A 14,597-nucleotide genomic window follows, 5' to 3' on the forward strand; every position below is an offset into this window, starting at 1 on the left:
ACGAACCTCCGGCGCCTTCAAGATCGCCGCGTCTCCTCCGGAGCCGTTCGCAGCCTGCGGCAGCGGCTACACAAAGCCGCCTGTAGCCGCTGCTGAGCCCGCGAAGCTGCGAAAAGGACCGCAGGGCCTTGCTTGGCGTTTGACCGACGAACCTCCGGCGTCTTCAAGATCTCCGCGCCTCCTCCGGAGCCGTTCGCAGCCTGCGGCAGCGGCTACACAAAGCCGCCTGTAGCCGCTGCTGAGCCCGCGAAGCTGCGAAAAGGACCGCAGGGCCTTGCTTGGCGATTGACCGACGAACCTCCGGCGCCTTCAAGATCGCTGCGTCTCCTCCGGAGCCGTTCGCAGCCTGCGGCAGCGGCTACAGAGACCGCCGCCCCAGGGCTGAAAACCGGCGCCAGTCGAGCTGCCCCACGGCCAGCGCCAGCAGGATCAGACCCATGGATACAGCCTCATCGACCCCGACCCGCTGCCCCAGGATCAACACCGACCCGGCCATGCCGAACACCGGGATCAGCAACGACAAGGGCGCCACCCGAGAGACCGGATACTCGCGCAGCAACAGGTTCCAGCCCCAGTAACAGAAGTGCGTTGCCGCATAGACCTGGAACATCAGCGACAGCAGCGCACTGACGGACACCTGCCCGGCCAGTTGCAGAAACGGCGCACTCCCGTGGCTTACCCAGGTCACCGCCAGCAGCGGCAACGGCGCATACAGGCTGGCCCAGACCACGAAGGCGAACACCTCGCGAACCCCGCAGCGCTTGATGATGACGTTGCCCACGCTCCAGCTGAAGGCGCTCACCAGCAGCAAGGCGTAACCCAGGCTGGTGGCGTGCCCGGGGCTGTCGCCGATGATTCGCAGCAGCCCCCACAGCGCAATGGCCGTGGCCAGAACCTGTTGCCAGCGCAGGCGCTCGCCGAACAGCAGCACGCCCCAGCCGAGGGAGAAAAAGGCGCTGAACTGGATCAACAGCGACGCCGTGCCCGGCGCCACGCCCTGATCGATCCCCAGGTTGATCAGGGCCCACATGGCCACGCCGAATATCAGCCCGTAGGCCGCCAGCCAGCCAAACCCTACCGGCGGGCGCGGCACCAGAAATACCCAGGGCAAGGCCGCCAGGGTGAAGCGCAAGGCAGTGAGCAGCAACGGATCGATGCTCGCCAGCCCAAGCTTGGTGATGGGAAAGTTCAGGCCCCACAAGGCGGTCACCAGCAGGGCCAGGAACAGGTGTTTTTTCTGCATGTCGCGCGGTCCAGGAAAGGCGGCCGCGAGCAAATCCCCGGCCGGGACCGAACTATCGCCGCAGCATGCCATGGCCCGCTTGCAGTATCAGGTCAACTATCAGTAGATTCGGGCCATGCAATCTATCGCTATCGATCCCTACGAAAACATCCCCCGAGACGCGCGGGTCACGGCCGTCGACTATGCGGACGGCCAGCACTTCGCCGAACACCAGCATCGACGCGGGCAATTCGCCTACGCCGCCACCGGGGTGATCAGCGTCTACACCGAACAGGGCAACTGGGTGGTGCCGCCGCAACGGGCGATCTGGGTGCCGGCCGGGGTGACCCACGCCATGCACATGCGCGGCCCGGTGACCCTGCTCAACACTTATGTGCGCCCCCGGGCGGCACTGCGCCTGGGCTTGCCGGCGCAATGCGAGGTACGGGAAGTGTCCGAGTTGCTGCGCCAACTGCTGCTGCGGGCCATGCACCTCCCCGCGCTCTACGCCAGGGACGGCGTGCAGGGGCAGTTGATGAACCTGCTGCTGCATGAAATCGCCAGCATGCCGGCCTTGACCCTCAACGCCCCGCTGCCGGACGAGCCGCGGCTGGCCAGGGTCTGTCGCGCGTTGCTGGAACAGCCGTCGCTGGAGTTGGGGATCGATGCCATAGCCGAGCGCGCCGGCATGAGCCGTCGCACCTTCACCCGGCTGTTTCGCCAGCACACCGGCATCAGTTTCGTCGAATGGCGCCAGCAGGCCTGCCTGTTGGCGGCCGTGGTGCGCCTGGGCCGTGGCGAGGCCGTGACCCGGGTCGCCAGCGACCTGGGCTACAGCAGCCCGAGCGCCTTCAGCAGTGTGTTTCGCAAGGTCCTGGGCGAGGCGCCCAGCCGTTACTTTGCCCGGGCCCGGGCCTGAAGGACCCGAGCCAGAGCTAGGCCGTGCTAGAGGAACACGGCGGACAACATCCCCAGCGCACCGAGGCAGAAACCGATCAAGGCACCGCGCCCGGGCGCCTGCTGGAACAGCGCCCAGATCACCAGCGGCTCCAGGAGCAGCAGCGAGGTCACCGAGACCACGGTGATGATCCAGATATCGCCCACCGCCACGTAACCCAGCCAGTAGGCCGCCAGCAGGCAGATACCGCCCAGGCACATGATCAGCACCGGCAGCGCCAGTTCGGCACCGGAGGTGTTGCCGGAATGGGCCAGCCGCGCCACCACCACTTCACTGTAGATGGCGCAGAACTCGCCCAGCACCATCAGCCCTACAGCAGAAACTCCGAGTAATTCTTTGGACATGTAACAAACCCCTTGGTATTGAGAGCCCGATTTTTCAGCTCCCAGGCATTGATCGCTCCGCTGATGGAGCCGGAATCACGATGCGCAGGGGTACGGGGCAACTCGGTAATCGTCAGGAACTTGAACATGTCCATCTCCTTCTGGGTGGGTGACGCAAGCCGGGCCCGTGAACAGTCGACGGGCCGCTGCCTGTATAAGGGATTTTCTGCCCCGACGTCATCCACCAAAGAACATTGACCGCAAAAAAACCACGCAAACTCCACAATCAAACCGCCTGCTTGCCGATAGCCTGGGTCCGGTCATCCTCTGCCTGAAGCCCGTGCCCACCATGTCCCAAGCGCCCCAATCCGTTCGCACCCTGAACCGCGGTCACTGGATCGCCACCTATTTCATCGGCGTCGCCGGGCTGGCCCTGTCCCTGGTGCTGGTGGTCAACCTGATACTGCTGACCACCAGCCAGCACCCGTGGAGGGCGCTGCTCGACTCCCTGTCGTTCAGCGTGGCGGTGCTGATGGTGAGCCTGGTGCTGATTACCCTGATCGCCGCCTTGCCGTGCATCCTGTTCTTCTGGCTGGCCCAGCGCTTTACCTGGCGCCGCCTGTGGATCTACCTGGTGAGCGGAGCCCTGGCGGCGCAGTTCGCCATACCCGTGATGACCCAACTGCTCCCTGAACTCTTCAACCTCCCGCACGGCGTCAGCGCTGCGCTGCACTATTTGCAGCTGGCATCGATGTTCGGCGGCTGTGGGGTGTTTCTGGGGGTAGTGTTCTGGTGGCGCAGCGGGCGTCACTTGCGCTGAGCCGAGCCTTTATTCACCAGCGGCCCGACGCCAAGGCACCCTTGAGCAGGGCCAGAGCAGCCACCCATATAGCGACCTTTGCCATGTCCGTAACCACTCCACCCCCACGCAGCGTGCAGCCGGAAGACTGGTTCGCCGCCTACTTCATCGGCGTCACGGCCCTGGCCACGGTGCTGGCCCTGCTGCTGATGCTGACGATGCTGGCCAGCGCCGGTTCGTTGAACGGCGACATCATTCTGCAGACGCTGTTCGTGGGCCTGCTGACCCTGGTGGTCAGTGGCGTGCTGACCGGCATTATCACAGCCCTGCCCTGCGCCCTGTTCTTCTGGCTGGCCCAGCGCTTTGCCTGGCGCAACGTGCTGATCTACCTGTTCAGCGGCGCTGTGGCCGCCATGCCGACCATTCCCGTGGTCGCAAGCCTGGCGCCCTCCAGCTTCTATACCGACCGCTACGAGGATGAACCGCTACCCGAGGGCTTGCCGCGCTACCTGCCGCTGGCGCCATTGTTCGGCTGCTCGGGGGCTTTTCTGGGGCTGGTTTTCTGGTGGCGCAGCGGCCGTCACCTGCGCTGATCAACGCCCCTACACCACCCGATCCGGTCCGACTGAGCCCTCAAGACCGAACCGCACCTTTTCCCCCTACTTGTTCACAATTTGTTAAGACTTGCCTCCGTATACTTTGGCGCTTGCCCGCAGCCTTCCGGCTGCGCCTCTTGATCTGCCGGCGCACAACTCATGTCACGACCCGCTCCGCTGCTGTTCCTGCTGGCCTGCCTGCTGTTCTTCTTCGCCCTGGGCAATCACCAGTTGCAAGGCTCCACCGAGGCCCGGGTCGCCGGGATCGCCATGGAAATGCACCTGGACGATGACTGGGTCACGCCGCGCCTGTTCGGCACGCCGTTCCTGGAAAAACCACCGCTGAGCCTGTGGCTCGACGCCAGCGCCATCCGCGCCTTCGGCGGCACGCCCCTGGCGGTGCGCCTGGCCTCGGCCTTTGCCGGGCTGTTCAGCGTGATGCTGCTATACGCCATGCTGCGCCGTTTTGGCCGCCCGGCCACCCTGGCGGCAGTGGCCGGACTGATGCTGGCGACCATGGCCAGTTACTGGAGCAACGTGCGTGGCGTGGGTGAAGATGCCCTGCTCAGCCTCGGAGTGACCCTGGCCCTGCTGGCGTTCTTTCAGGCCCAGCGCCGTCAGGCCGAACAGCAACCGGCGTTGCTGGCCTGGTTGGCCTTCGCCGGCGGCATTGCCATCGCCACCCTGAGCAAGGGCGTGCTGGGCCTGGCCATGCCGGGGGTGGTGATCTTCGCCTACCTGCTGGCCGACAGCCTGATCGAAAAACGCTTCAGCTTCGGCCAGTGGCTGCGCCCCGGCTTGCTGACCCTGCTGGGCCTGGTGCCGCTGATGATCTGGCTGTACATGCTCTATCAGCGCGGCGGCCTGCAAGCCCTGGGCGAAGTGCTGTGGACCAACAGTGTCGGGCGCTTCGACGGCTCATTTGTCGAGGCCGGGCACTACGAGCCCTTCTATTACTACCTGGCCAAGCTGCCCCAGGCCTTCCTGCCGTGGAACATCCTGGTCTACCTGGGCCTGTGGCACTTTCGCAAAACCCTGGTGCAAAACCGCTACCTGCTGTTCTTCAGCCTCTGGTTGCTGGCGCAGTTCACCCTGCTGTGCCTGGCCTCCAGCAAACGCACGGTGTACCTGATGTCCCTGACCCCGGCAGCGGCGGTGCTGGCGGCGGAATATGGCGCGGTGCTGTACCAGCGTCTCGCGCAGCGGGCTGCGGGCAGCGGTTTCTGGAGTGCTGTGGGGCGTCGGCGCCAGGGCCTGGCGATCGCCCTCATGAGCCTGATCATCGGCGGTTATCTGGTGAACGCCCAATGGGCCGCGCCCCGGGCCGACCGTGAGCTGTCGTTCGTCCCGGTGACCGACCAGATCATGGCGCTGCAGGCCAGCGGGCATCAGTTGGCGCTGTATCAGGCCAACGAGCGCATTGCCGGGGCCAGCGTGTTCTACACCCAGAGCCTGCTCAAGGACCTGCAGACCGAAGCGCAGTTGCAGGCCTTTCTCGCCGAGTCGCCGCAGCATGTCGCCGTCATCGGCGGTGACCAGACGCCCAAGCCGCCATTGCAGATCCTCAAGACCCTCATGGTCAGCCGCCAGGCCTACCACTTCGTCAGCCTCGCACCGGGCCACTGACCCGCCAACGAAAACGGCACCTGAATCAGGTGCCGTTTGTCTATCCGGGCGAGGCTTACTGAGGGTTCTTCAGCTTGACCACATCACCGGAGACCTTGGTGGTGTAGCCGCTCAGGACCCAGGCCCAGAACCAGTTTTCCTGGACCTGGGTGTTGATCAGGGCGTCGCCGCCCTTGGCCTTGATCGCCGCAGTCTGCGCGCGGACGAAACGGCTGTTCTGCTGGATCGGGATCACCCCGAACAACATGATGCCGGTGGCGGTCGCTTCACTGTGACCGATCACGGTGTACTGGCTGCTGTCCAACTGCTGGGTTTTCATCGGGGTGCCGGTGCAGCCCGCAAGAACCAGACCGAGGCAGGCAGAGGCAACGACTTTGCTGATGTGCTTCACGACGTAACTCCATGGAAAAAGCGTCCGGGATTCATTTCCCGGGCGCGGCACTTTACTCGCGGGACATTGAAATGCCCATCCCATTCGCCCCGCCATCCCTTGAGCTCCACCTCTTGAACGCCACCCCTTGAACGCTACCCCTTGAATCCTTTCCCGCTGATACCCGCTCACCGCCCTTGAAACCATGACTCCTGCCCATTGACGGGCATTTCCTCAAAGGAGTCAGTCATGACCATCACCGTTACCACCACGACCCTGGACCAGGCCGTCGCCCAGAAGCGTTTCGACGATGCCTGCCACTATCTGCGCCAATCCGACCTGGCCAACTTCCTGATCGACGAACTGATCGCCGTCAAGGAAGAGCTGATCGTGGAAGTCACCAACTCGTCGGCAGCGGACAAGACCGACCGCTGGATTCCTCCGGCTGCCAACTCCACCACTTCCGCCGGGCGCGTGGTGTGGAACCTCAAGTCCCAGGTGTACGCCATCGAGAAAAAATACAAGCAGCCGGACCTGAGCAATTTCCAGAAATTCCTCGCGCTGTTCAGCAGCGACCGGGTCGAGCGCCTGTCCCCGGCCCTGGTGCTGATGCACGAGCTGGGACACGCCTGCCAGTTCCTCACCAACAAGGCCGAGTTCCGCCAGCAACTGGCGAACAAAAACATCCTCGAAGTGGAAAACATCAACGTCAACGCCATCGAGAACACCGTGGCCAAGGAACTGACCGCTAAAAACAATAAGGAAGGCCTGCGCTGGGATTACCTCGACGCCCGCTAAGCCTTGCTCCCCGGCGACAGCCTGTCGCCGGGGGACTTCCCCCGTGTTCGTGTCGGGCCGTGCGGCCTGGAAAAGGAGTTATTCCCATGTTGATTCTGCGTTCACTGATCATCGGCCTGAGCCTGCTGGCCAGCGCTGCCCACGCCCTGGAAACCGCCCAGGTGCCGCCCGCCACCCTCAAGGCCTACGCCGCCACCCTGAGCACCGTCGCCGGCAGTAGCCAGTGGCAGCAACTGTGGAAACGCTCTCGTGACCAGGGCGTGTTCGTCCACCAGGGCGAGCAACCGCGCTTTACCGTCAGCCAGGACAAACTGCCGGACATGGCCCGCAGCACCTTGCTCAACGCCGGCAGCGTCACCCCGCAAAACACCACTCAGGCGCTGTACCGCTACGAGTTTTCCAACCCCATCGGCCAGGCCAAGGGCATTTCCCTCAGGGCCATGTGCCTGTTGGTGGACTGGCGTACGCTGCCCAGCAATACCCAGCCCGATGACACCCACTACATGGGCAGTGTGAGCCTGCTGCACACCTACCCCTGCCCTTGAAACCGGCCAGCCGCCCAGGCCCGGGGCCTGGGCGGCAACCGCTCATGAGCCGAGCTGCGAGGCCAGCAGATCGGCCTCCTTGCGCCGCCGAGTGCCGTAGCTGTCGCCAAAATTGCGCAGGTTGACCAGGGCACTCTTCCAGTCGCGGGCCACCACCTGGGCCCAGAACTTCGGCGTGCGGCTGGCCAGGCTGCCGTACTGAAAGGCCACCGAGGCGATCACGGTCTGCATCGGCGCCGGCAGCTGGGCGAAATCCACCCCGCTGGCCTGGGTGTAGGCCGCGGCCAGGCGATCGACGAAGGGCGCCTTGTACGCCTCATCGATCAGCTCGGCCTCGGCGCTGCTGATGCTCAGGGGCTGGTCAACCAGAAACTGCTTGGCCTTGAGTCCCGTCAGCCCCAGGTAGGGCGTCAGCCGCCGCACCAGATCCGCCGGCAGGTTGAGCGCCTGCAGATCCTGGACCCCGCGCTGCCCCAGGTCGAACCCGGTGCCCACCGTCACCCCGCTCTTGCTGTTGGCCGCATCGGGCACATAACCGCGAGTCATGGCACCGCCTTCGAGGGCGGCGATAAAACTGAAATCAATCGCATAACGTGACATGGATATTTCCTCCAACGGTTGAAGAAAATCCAGTGCACCACCCGCGACCGATACAACATCAGAATGTAATAGTTCCCTTTAATAGGGGGGAAATTTCCCACTGAACAACGGACGAGGCACCTCCTTAGGATCGAACCAGCGTTATCCATAATTCCAAGGAGGTACCAAATGGACGTGAAAGACCTCAGTCTCATTGATGTTCGCCAACTACCCCACTCGCTCCAGGCCCTCATCGACTGCATCGGCCTGGAGAACGCCTACCGCCTGACCCGGGAATACGGCGGCCGTCCCAAGTACATTCCCAAGCACGCCGAACGCACCTCGCTGGCCCTGATCCTGCCCCCCGACGCCCTCAACGCCCTGATCGAACGCTTTGCCGGCCTGGCCCTGGAAATCCCCAAGGCCGATCACTTCTGCCGGCAGATCCGCAACCAGCACATCCAGCTGGAGAGCCTGGGCGGCATCTCCCGCAGCGTGCTGGCGGACAAGTACGGCCTGAGCCTGCGGCAGATCGGCAATATCCGTCGCCTGGAAGCCAACACTCACCGGTAATCGATTCCCGCTGAATCGGCCGTCACGGCTTTCTTAAGGTGCAGGGGCGCATTTCGCGCAACGAAGAACAAGGAGCTAGACCATGGCAGATATTGATAAGGGCTTGATCGGCGGCGTGATTGCCGCGCTGCCCCTGGACAAGATGATCACCGGCCCACTGATGGCGATGATTCAGGCGCAGGTCGCCGCGAGCAAAGCCTATGCGGACTTCCTCATGGGTGTGTGCATCAAGGACGGCCAGGCGGTATCGGTGCAGTTCGACTACGACGAAACCCTGGTGGATGAACAGGGCGTCTACAAGGGCACGGTGAAGAAGTCGATGCGCATTCCGCTGCTGGCGGCCATCAGTCACCCCAACATCACCATCGAGGAAGGCTCCATCGAGTTCGAGCTGACCATCAGCCAGATGGCCGAGGACACCAGCTCCACCGAAGCCTCCGGCAGCTTCGAGGCGAAGCTGGGCTGGGGCCCGTTCAGTGTGTCGGTCAAGGGTGCGGCAAGCCACAAATCCACCCAGACCCGCAAGACCGACACCCGCGCGCGCTACGCCATCAGCACCAAGATCGTCCGCCAGGACCCACCGGAAGCCCTGATGCGCGTCATCGACTTCCTCACCGACGCCGCCACCAAGCCGGTGCGGCTGCCGAGCACTCAACCGACCGACCCGGACAAGCTGCCAACCGCTAATACGCTGGCAATGCCGGGCGCTGCGGCCGAGAAGAAAACCGGCACCGGCGGTTGATCCACGCGGCACCTTCGACCCAGTAACCCGCCCCGCCTTCACGGCGGGGTTCTCCAGCCACCGAACAAGGAGCGTGATCCATGGCATTCTTTTCCCGCCGCAAGGAGCCCATGTCGGCCAGCGACCTGAGCCACATCACCCGGGGCATGCACCAGGCCGCCGCCGCCACCCACAACCTGATCGCCCAGCAGTACATCAAGCTGTTCGACCAGTTCTTCGATTACAACGTCAACGACCTGGGCACGCCGATGAAGGCCAAGATGGTCGAGGTGGCGCTCAACGAGCAGCACATCATCAATGTGCCGCTGATCGCCCTGGTTTCGCCCAAGGGCCTGGCCTTGCACAAGATGACCGTCGACCTGTCGGTACGCATGCATGGCACCGAACTGCAGAAGGCCAGCCACGACCTGGAGAATGGCGAACTGCAAAGCGAGAAGTTCTTCGTCACCTTCGGCAGCGGCAAGCGCGAGGGCCAGGAACGCGACCCGGACGAAGTGCAGATCAGCATGGAGTTTCGCGACTGCGAGCCGCCGGAAGCGATCCAGCGCCTGATCGAAGAGTTCACCAACCTGATCAGTCCGCAACGGATCGAGGACGGCCCCGCGCCGACGGCGATCGCGCCCGCCGGCAGCCCGCCAGCCGATCCGGACCTGCTGGCCCCCTGAGCCCGGGGCGCGCCCGGCTGACCGCAGCGGTCAGCCCCGAGGCGCCTCAAGGCTTGAGGTTCACCGAACGCCAGTCGCTGGCCTCGATCATGCCAAGCATCTTCGGCGCGCCATTGAGGGTATCGGTGGTGATGAACAGGGAAGCGCCATAGCCCAGGGTCGGGGTCGCCAGCTTCAGTTCCTGCTCCAGTTCATCCATGCATTCACTGTGGGTCACCAGCACAAGATTGCGCCCGGCCACCTTGTGTGCCAGCACGTCGCGCAACAGATTGCCCTTGCAGTCGTACAGCCAGCCATCGCCACTGCTGACCTTGCTGAACATGTAGCCCGCAGTCTGCGCGGTACGGGTCATGGGGCTGTTGTAGAGGTCGGTGCGTTCCAGGCCCAACTGCTCGAATCGCGCGCCGATGGCTACCGCCACCTCCCGGGCACGATCGGTAATGCCATCGGCGGGCCCCAGGCAGGGCGCGCTGGAACGGTCGCAGCGCTCCACATGCCGCACCAGGACAATGGTGTCGCCCTTGGCCCAACTGCTGGTCACCGCCTTGATCCCGGCCACATTGCCGTGAGCCAGGTCGGGCACCGCCGTCGGCTGCAACAGCAGCAGGCCAAGGGGAATCAGCAAAAAGGCCGCCAGCAGCAACCCCAGGCGGTTCTTGTAACGCGTCAGGCCGCCCATCGCGAATGAGCGTTTGACCGGCGGCAAAGCGAGTCTTGTGGCCACTGTCCAACCGCCCCTCTGAGAATGATCCGATGTGTTGAGCGACGCGCCATCAGGCTAGCGCCTGCTGATGACAAACGAGCGCCGCCGAATGCCGGCGGCATCGACTCGTCGGACTCTAGGGCGGCAAGCGTGGGGCGCGGGTGAAATGAATGTGAAAAAAAGCTCAACGGACCGACGGTGATCCCGCAAAATGACCGTCCATCGCATCAAACATTGTCCTGGGACAATACCGACGAAATCGTTTCAGCTATGGAACGTCCCGCCGATACACCCCCTACAAAACACCTTGCTGGTCACCAACAACAACAATCTTCCAGCCAACTCAAGATCAAGAAGAGCTACGTTCCTGGAGGAATTCAATGAGTAGTTGGTTTGCCAACATCAGCGTCAACCTTAAGCTGGGCCTGGGTTTCGGCCTCGTCCTGGCCCTGACCACCGTCCTTGCACTGACCGGCTGGACCAGCCTGGGCAACCTGATCGACCGCAGCAACTGGATGAGCGACATCACCCAGCTCAACAGCGGCCTGACCAAACTGCGGGTCACCCGCCTGCAGTACATGCTGGCCAACGGCGACGAAACCGCCGCCCAAGGCGTGCAGAGCACCCTGGACGATTTCAGCGCGCAGCAGAAAAAGCTCCTGGCCTCGTTCCAGAGCCCGGACAACATCAAGCTCCTGCAAGGCCTGGGCACGACCATCAGCGCCTACCAGGACTCGCTGAACAAGATGCGCAATGCCTACCGTACCGGCGACGCCGCGCGCCAGGCGATGAACCAAAACGCCGAGCGCGCCAACGACCTGATCAACGCCATCAACGCCCGGGTCAAGCAGATGCCCCTGAGCGACGAGCGCTTCGAGCAGTTCCAGGCCATCACCCAGGCCAAGGACGCCTTCCAGCTGGCCCGCTATGAAGTGCGCGGCTACGTCACCACCAACAACCCGGACACCGAACAGAAAGCCGCGACCCAGCTCAATGCGGCGATTGCCGAGCTGGACCAGCTCAATGCGCACTTCGGCAGCACCCAGCGCGACGCCATGAAACAGCTGGAAGCGGCCCTGAGCGGCTACCGCAGTTCGCTGCAGGCCTTCAAGCTGGCCTTCAGCGATGCCGTGCAGGCGCGCAAGGAAATGACCGACCAGGGCGCCGACATCGTCAGCCGCAGCGACGCCCTGTACCAGATCCAGCTGGACCGTCGCGACATCGAAAGCGCCCAGGCCCGCAGCCTGCAGTTGATCAGCACCCTGCTGGCGCTGCTGGTGGGCGTACTGGCCGCCGTGATCATCACCCGGCAGATCACCCGCCCGCTGCAGGAAACCCTGGCCGTGGTCGAGCGCATCGCTTCCGGCGATCTCACCGAAAACCTGCGGGTTACCCGTCGCGATGAACTGGGCGTGCTGCAACAGGGCATCGCCCGCATGGGCGTGACCCTGCGCGAGCTGATCGGCGGCATCCGCGACGGCGTGACCCAGATCGCCAGCGCCGCCGAAGAACTGTCGGCCGTGACCGAGGAAACCAGCGCCGGGGTCAACAGCCAGAAAGTCGAGACCGACCAGGTGGCCACCGCCATGCACGAGATGACCGCCACCGTGCAGGAAGTCGCACGCAACGCCGAAGAGGCCTCCCAGGCCGCGGCCGCCGCCGACGGCGAAGCCCGCCAGGGTGACAAGGTGGTGGCCCAGGCCATCGAACAGATCGAGCGCCTGGCCAGCGAAGTGGTGCGCTCTACCGACGCCATGACCGTGCTGCAACAGGAAAGCGACAAGATCGGCAGCGTCATGGACGTGATTAAGGCCGTGGCCGAACAGACCAACCTGCTGGCGCTGAACGCCGCCATCGAAGCCGCCCGGGCCGGTGAAGCCGGGCGTGGTTTTGCCGTGGTCGCCGACGAAGTGCGGGCCCTGGCCCAGCGCACCCAGAAGTCCACCGAAGAGATCGAGGAACTGGTGGCCGGCCTGCAGAACGGCACCCAGCAAGTGGCCACGGTGATGAACAACAGCCGCAGCCTGACCGACAGCAGCGTCGAGCTGACCCGCAAGGCCGGTGCCTCGCTGGAAAGCATCACCCGCACCGTGTCCAACATCCAATCGATGAACCAGCAGATCGCCGCCGCCGCCGAACAGCAGAGCGCCGTGGCCGAAGAGATCAGCCGCAGCATCATCAACGTGCGCGACGTGTCCGAACAGACCGCCGCCGCCAGCGATGAAACCGCGGCCTCCAGTGTTGAACTGGCGCGCCTGGGCGGCCAGTTGCAGATGATGGTCAGCCACTTCCGCGTTTGATTTGCGCCCCGTCGCCGCCCCCCTTGAACCAGGGTGGCGGCCACACGCGGGTTGGTAGACCGGTACTCCAGACAACCGGCGCACGCAAGGTGCCCCGCGCATGGACGCCCTACCTCTGTAGCCGCTGCCGCAGGCTGCGACAAGGCCCGCAGGGCCTTCCTGGGCCCTCAAGAGCGGCGTCCCCTTCGGGGCCGGTCGCAGCCTGCGGCAGCGGCTACAAGAAGCGGGGGCGCCGGCCATTTACAGCCCTTGGGGTTTGCCCTTACCTTTCCCGCTCTTCGTCCTGCTGTCCTAGGGATTAGTCACCAGGAACCCGTACATGCCCAGCCTCGGTTTTACTTCGGTCCCGCCCCTGCTGAAATACCTGCTCTATGCCGAGCAACTGGGTATTGCCACCGAGCCGGCGCTGGCGGCGGCCGGGCTGCAAGCCGCGCAGTTGAACGACACCAGCCTGCGCCTGCCCATGGAGGTGCATGAACGGCTGCTGGACTATTTCTGCCAGCACTCCGGCGATCCGCTGTTCGGGCTCAATTCGGCGCGCTTCGTCAAACCCAGCTCCTGGAACGTGCTGGGCTACATCACCATGAACTGCGCGACCCTGGGCGAAGCCATGGGCCGCATCATGCCGTTCGAAAAACTGGTGGGGGACATGGGCACCAGTCGCGCCGAGGCGGCAGGCGATCAGGTGCGGCTGATCTGGAATTGCCGCCATCAGCGCCCGGACATTCGCCGGCACCTGGTGGAAAACGTCCTGGCCTCCTGGCTGTTGTACGCGCGCTGGATCGCCGACTCGCAGTTGTCGCCCAGCGCAGTGTGGTTCGAGCACGCCCTGCCGGACCAGGCCGAGGCGGCGCAGTACGAGGCGTTGTTCGGCTGCCCGGTGCTGTTCCAGCAACCCTGCTCAGCGCTGGTGGCGCCACTGGACTACCTGCAGTTGCCCCTGCGCCAGGCCGACGCACGCCTGCTCAAGACCCTGGAAGAACATGCCCAGGCGATGATGGCGTCCCTGGGCGATGCGCCCCTGGCGTTGCAGGTGCAGAACCTGTTGCGCCAGTTGCTCAAGGACGGTCTGCCGCGCAAGGAGCAGGTGGCGGAGCAGTTGCAGATGTCGGAACGCACCCTGCAGCGCCAGCTGCAACAGGCCGGCACCTCCTACCAGCAGATTCTCGATGACTTGCGCCAGGAGTTGGCCGAGCACCACTTGCGCCACAGCGCCCTGTCGATCCAGGACATCGCCGATTGCCTGGGCTACAGCGAATCCCGTTCCTTTCACCGCAGCTTCAAGAACCGCACCGGGCTGACCCCGGGGCAATTCCGTCAGGCCACGCTGAGCACCGGCAAGGCCTGAGCCCCCTCAGACGCAAATGGCGTTGGTGAACACCAGTCGATTGCCGAATGGATCGCTGACGGTCATGTCCTGGCTGCCCCAGGGCATGGCCTGGATCTGCGGATGGGAGAAACGGTAGTTCTTGGCCAGCAATTGCTGCTGGAAGGCTTCCAGCTCGTCGGTCTCGATCCGCAGCGCCGCACCCGGGGTGCTATCGCCGTGATGCTCGGACAGATGCAGCACGCATTCGCCCCGGGACACCTGCATGTACAGCGGAAAGTCATCCTCGAAACGATGCTGCCAATCCAGGTTGAACCCCAGGAAGTCGAGGTAAAACTCCCGGGCCTTGGCTTCATCGAAGATCCGCAGGATGGGGGTGGTTTTGCCAAAGCTCATTGCACGACTCCCTGACCGAAATAAGCCGCCTGTAGCGACGGCGGTTCCCAGCACTTCGGCGCCACTCAGGGATTC

18 protein-coding genes and 1 pseudogene are annotated in these 14,597 nt (G+C 64.1%); 12 read left to right on the forward strand and 7 right to left on the reverse strand.

What is annotated here, in order from left to right:
- Positions 1 to 358: 358 nt before the first annotated feature.
- Positions 359 to 1,243: an EamA family transporter gene (locus ACMGG8_RS30705; protein ID WP_414158953.1), complete on the reverse strand. Its 885-nt coding sequence runs from the start codon at positions 1,241 to 1,243 to the stop codon at positions 359 to 361.
- A 115-nt stretch (positions 1,244 to 1,358) separates the two neighbouring features.
- On the opposite strand from ACMGG8_RS30705, the gene ACMGG8_RS30710 reads away from it, so the two are divergent.
- Positions 1,359 to 2,141, forward strand: a complete 783-nt coding sequence (locus tag ACMGG8_RS30710; protein ID WP_108544124.1) for an AraC family transcriptional regulator — start codon at positions 1,359 to 1,361, stop codon at positions 2,139 to 2,141.
- Positions 2,142 to 2,167: 26 nt separating this feature from the next.
- Here ACMGG8_RS30710 and ACMGG8_RS30715 read toward each other — a convergent pair whose 3' ends face one another.
- Together ACMGG8_RS30715 and ACMGG8_RS30720 are read right to left on the reverse strand one after the other, a co-directional pair.
- On the reverse strand, positions 2,168 to 2,485 hold the full coding sequence (locus ACMGG8_RS30715; protein ID WP_011059155.1) for a hypothetical protein: 318 nt from the start codon (positions 2,483 to 2,485) through the stop codon (positions 2,168 to 2,170).
- Positions 2,486 to 2,490: 5 nt separating this feature from the next.
- Positions 2,491 to 2,652, reverse strand: a complete 162-nt coding sequence (locus ACMGG8_RS30720) for a hypothetical protein (RefSeq protein WP_164990710.1) — start codon at positions 2,650 to 2,652, stop codon at positions 2,491 to 2,493.
- A gap of 200 nt (positions 2,653 to 2,852) precedes the next feature.
- Here ACMGG8_RS30720 and ACMGG8_RS30725 point away from each other — a divergent pair, with 200 nt between their 5' ends.
- From ACMGG8_RS30725 to ACMGG8_RS30735, 3 genes are all read left to right on the forward strand, one after another.
- Entirely contained in the window at positions 2,853 to 3,323 is a 471-nt protein-coding gene (locus ACMGG8_RS30725) for a hypothetical protein (RefSeq protein ID WP_414158954.1), read from the forward strand.
- Between the two features lie 83 nt (positions 3,324 to 3,406).
- A complete protein-coding gene (locus ACMGG8_RS30730; protein ID WP_414158955.1) occupies positions 3,407 to 3,895 on the forward strand; it encodes a hypothetical protein in 489 nt (162 codons plus the stop codon).
- Between the two features lie 162 nt (positions 3,896 to 4,057).
- Entirely contained in the window at positions 4,058 to 5,524 is a 1,467-nt protein-coding gene (locus tag ACMGG8_RS30735; RefSeq protein WP_060842422.1) for an ArnT family glycosyltransferase, read from the forward strand.
- A gap of 55 nt (positions 5,525 to 5,579) precedes the next feature.
- Here the strand turns inward: ACMGG8_RS30735 and ACMGG8_RS30740 are convergent, their stop codons facing one another.
- A complete protein-coding gene (locus ACMGG8_RS30740; RefSeq protein ID WP_041115848.1) occupies positions 5,580 to 5,915 on the reverse strand; it encodes a lipoprotein in 336 nt (111 codons plus the stop codon).
- Between the two features lie 228 nt (positions 5,916 to 6,143).
- Between ACMGG8_RS30740 and ACMGG8_RS30745 the strand changes: the two genes are divergently transcribed.
- Together ACMGG8_RS30745 and ACMGG8_RS30750 are read left to right on the forward strand one after the other, a co-directional pair.
- The gene (locus ACMGG8_RS30745) at positions 6,144 to 6,692 is read left to right on the forward strand and encodes a hypothetical protein (protein WP_231979001.1); all 549 of its coding nucleotides are present in this window, start codon (positions 6,144 to 6,146) and stop codon (positions 6,690 to 6,692) included.
- 86 nt (positions 6,693 to 6,778) lie between these two features.
- Positions 6,779 to 7,237, forward strand: coding sequence for a hypothetical protein (locus ACMGG8_RS30750; protein WP_414158956.1), 459 nt, complete (start codon positions 6,779 to 6,781; stop codon positions 7,235 to 7,237).
- 42 nt (positions 7,238 to 7,279) lie between these two features.
- Here ACMGG8_RS30750 and ACMGG8_RS30755 read toward each other — a convergent pair whose 3' ends face one another.
- Positions 7,280 to 7,837 carry a pesticin C-terminus-like muramidase gene (locus tag ACMGG8_RS30755; RefSeq protein ID WP_414158957.1) on the reverse strand — a complete coding sequence of 186 codons (558 nt, stop codon included), beginning with the start codon at positions 7,835 to 7,837 and terminating at the stop codon, positions 7,280 to 7,282.
- Positions 7,838 to 8,005: 168 nt separating this feature from the next.
- Here ACMGG8_RS30755 and ACMGG8_RS30760 point away from each other — a divergent pair, with 168 nt between their 5' ends.
- The 3 genes from ACMGG8_RS30760 (at position 8,006) to ACMGG8_RS30770 (ending at position 9,796) form a co-directional block, all read left to right on the forward strand.
- Positions 8,006 to 8,389, forward strand: coding sequence for a hypothetical protein (locus ACMGG8_RS30760; RefSeq protein WP_016965010.1), 384 nt, complete (start codon positions 8,006 to 8,008; stop codon positions 8,387 to 8,389).
- A gap of 82 nt (positions 8,390 to 8,471) precedes the next feature.
- A complete protein-coding gene (locus ACMGG8_RS30765) occupies positions 8,472 to 9,131 on the forward strand; it encodes a DUF2589 domain-containing protein (protein ID WP_047283839.1) in 660 nt (219 codons plus the stop codon).
- A gap of 80 nt (positions 9,132 to 9,211) precedes the next feature.
- Positions 9,212 to 9,796: a DUF2589 domain-containing protein gene (locus ACMGG8_RS30770; RefSeq protein ID WP_060837437.1), complete on the forward strand. Its 585-nt coding sequence runs from the start codon at positions 9,212 to 9,214 to the stop codon at positions 9,794 to 9,796.
- A 46-nt stretch (positions 9,797 to 9,842) separates the two neighbouring features.
- Here ACMGG8_RS30770 and ACMGG8_RS30775 read toward each other — a convergent pair whose 3' ends face one another.
- Positions 9,843 to 10,520, reverse strand: coding sequence for a histidine phosphatase family protein (locus ACMGG8_RS30775; RefSeq protein ID WP_060837436.1), 678 nt, complete (start codon positions 10,518 to 10,520; stop codon positions 9,843 to 9,845).
- Positions 10,521 to 11,014: 494 nt separating this feature from the next.
- Here ACMGG8_RS30775 and ACMGG8_RS30780 point away from each other — a divergent pair.
- The 3 genes and pseudogenes from ACMGG8_RS30780 to ACMGG8_RS30790 form a co-directional block, all read left to right on the forward strand.
- A pseudogene (locus ACMGG8_RS30780) lies at positions 11,015 to 11,893 on the forward strand (methyl-accepting chemotaxis protein); the annotation flags it as partial.
- A 201-nt stretch (positions 11,894 to 12,094) separates the two neighbouring features.
- The gene (locus tag ACMGG8_RS30785) at positions 12,095 to 12,799 is read left to right on the forward strand and encodes a methyl-accepting chemotaxis protein (RefSeq protein ID WP_409259064.1); all 705 of its coding nucleotides are present in this window, start codon (positions 12,095 to 12,097) and stop codon (positions 12,797 to 12,799) included.
- A gap of 319 nt (positions 12,800 to 13,118) precedes the next feature.
- Positions 13,119 to 14,147: an AraC family transcriptional regulator gene (locus ACMGG8_RS30790; RefSeq protein WP_060842417.1), complete on the forward strand. Its 1,029-nt coding sequence runs from the start codon at positions 13,119 to 13,121 to the stop codon at positions 14,145 to 14,147.
- Positions 14,148 to 14,153: 6 nt separating this feature from the next.
- Here the strand turns inward: ACMGG8_RS30790 and ACMGG8_RS30795 are convergent, their stop codons facing one another.
- A complete protein-coding gene (locus ACMGG8_RS30795; protein WP_060837433.1) occupies positions 14,154 to 14,522 on the reverse strand; it encodes a glyoxalase superfamily protein in 369 nt (122 codons plus the stop codon).
- Positions 14,523 to 14,597: the final 75 nt, after the last annotated feature.

This window comes from Pseudomonas sp. BNK-45 (assembly GCF_047456255.1).
Lineage (GTDB): Bacteria > Pseudomonadota > Gammaproteobacteria > Pseudomonadales > Pseudomonadaceae > Aquipseudomonas.

Excerpts from the sequence above, each read along its gene's own strand:
- ACMGG8_RS30730 (WP_414158955.1), top strand. The coding sequence starts at position 3,407 with ATGTCCGTAACCACTCCACCCCCACGCAGCGTGCAGCCGGAAGACTGG.
- ACMGG8_RS30715 (WP_011059155.1), bottom strand. The coding sequence starts at position 2,485 with ATGGTGCTGGGCGAGTTCTGCGCCATCTACAGTGAAGTGGTGGTGGCG.
- ACMGG8_RS30795 (WP_060837433.1), bottom strand. The coding sequence starts at position 14,522 with ATGAGCTTTGGCAAAACCACCCCCATCCTGCGGATCTTCGATGAAGCC.
- ACMGG8_RS30760 (WP_016965010.1), top strand. The coding sequence starts at position 8,006 with ATGGACGTGAAAGACCTCAGTCTCATTGATGTTCGCCAACTACCCCAC.
- ACMGG8_RS30710 (WP_108544124.1), top strand. The coding sequence starts at position 1,359 with ATGCAATCTATCGCTATCGATCCCTACGAAAACATCCCCCGAGACGCG.
- ACMGG8_RS30705 (WP_414158953.1), bottom strand. The coding sequence starts at position 1,243 with ATGCAGAAAAAACACCTGTTCCTGGCCCTGCTGGTGACCGCCTTGTGG.
- ACMGG8_RS30755 (WP_414158957.1), bottom strand. The coding sequence starts at position 7,837 with ATGTCACGTTATGCGATTGATTTCAGTTTTATCGCCGCCCTCGAAGGC.
- ACMGG8_RS30720 (WP_164990710.1), bottom strand. The coding sequence starts at position 2,652 with ATGTTCAAGTTCCTGACGATTACCGAGTTGCCCCGTACCCCTGCGCAT.
- ACMGG8_RS30745 (WP_231979001.1), top strand. The coding sequence starts at position 6,144 with ATGACCATCACCGTTACCACCACGACCCTGGACCAGGCCGTCGCCCAG.
- ACMGG8_RS30785 (WP_409259064.1), top strand. The coding sequence starts at position 12,095 with ATGACCGCCACCGTGCAGGAAGTCGCACGCAACGCCGAAGAGGCCTCC.
- ACMGG8_RS30750 (WP_414158956.1), top strand. The coding sequence starts at position 6,779 with ATGTTGATTCTGCGTTCACTGATCATCGGCCTGAGCCTGCTGGCCAGC.
- ACMGG8_RS30765 (WP_047283839.1), top strand. The coding sequence starts at position 8,472 with ATGGCAGATATTGATAAGGGCTTGATCGGCGGCGTGATTGCCGCGCTG.
- ACMGG8_RS30770 (WP_060837437.1), top strand. The coding sequence starts at position 9,212 with ATGGCATTCTTTTCCCGCCGCAAGGAGCCCATGTCGGCCAGCGACCTG.
- ACMGG8_RS30735 (WP_060842422.1), top strand. The coding sequence starts at position 4,058 with ATGTCACGACCCGCTCCGCTGCTGTTCCTGCTGGCCTGCCTGCTGTTC.
- ACMGG8_RS30790 (WP_060842417.1), top strand. The coding sequence starts at position 13,119 with ATGCCCAGCCTCGGTTTTACTTCGGTCCCGCCCCTGCTGAAATACCTG.
- ACMGG8_RS30725 (WP_414158954.1), top strand. The coding sequence starts at position 2,853 with ATGTCCCAAGCGCCCCAATCCGTTCGCACCCTGAACCGCGGTCACTGG.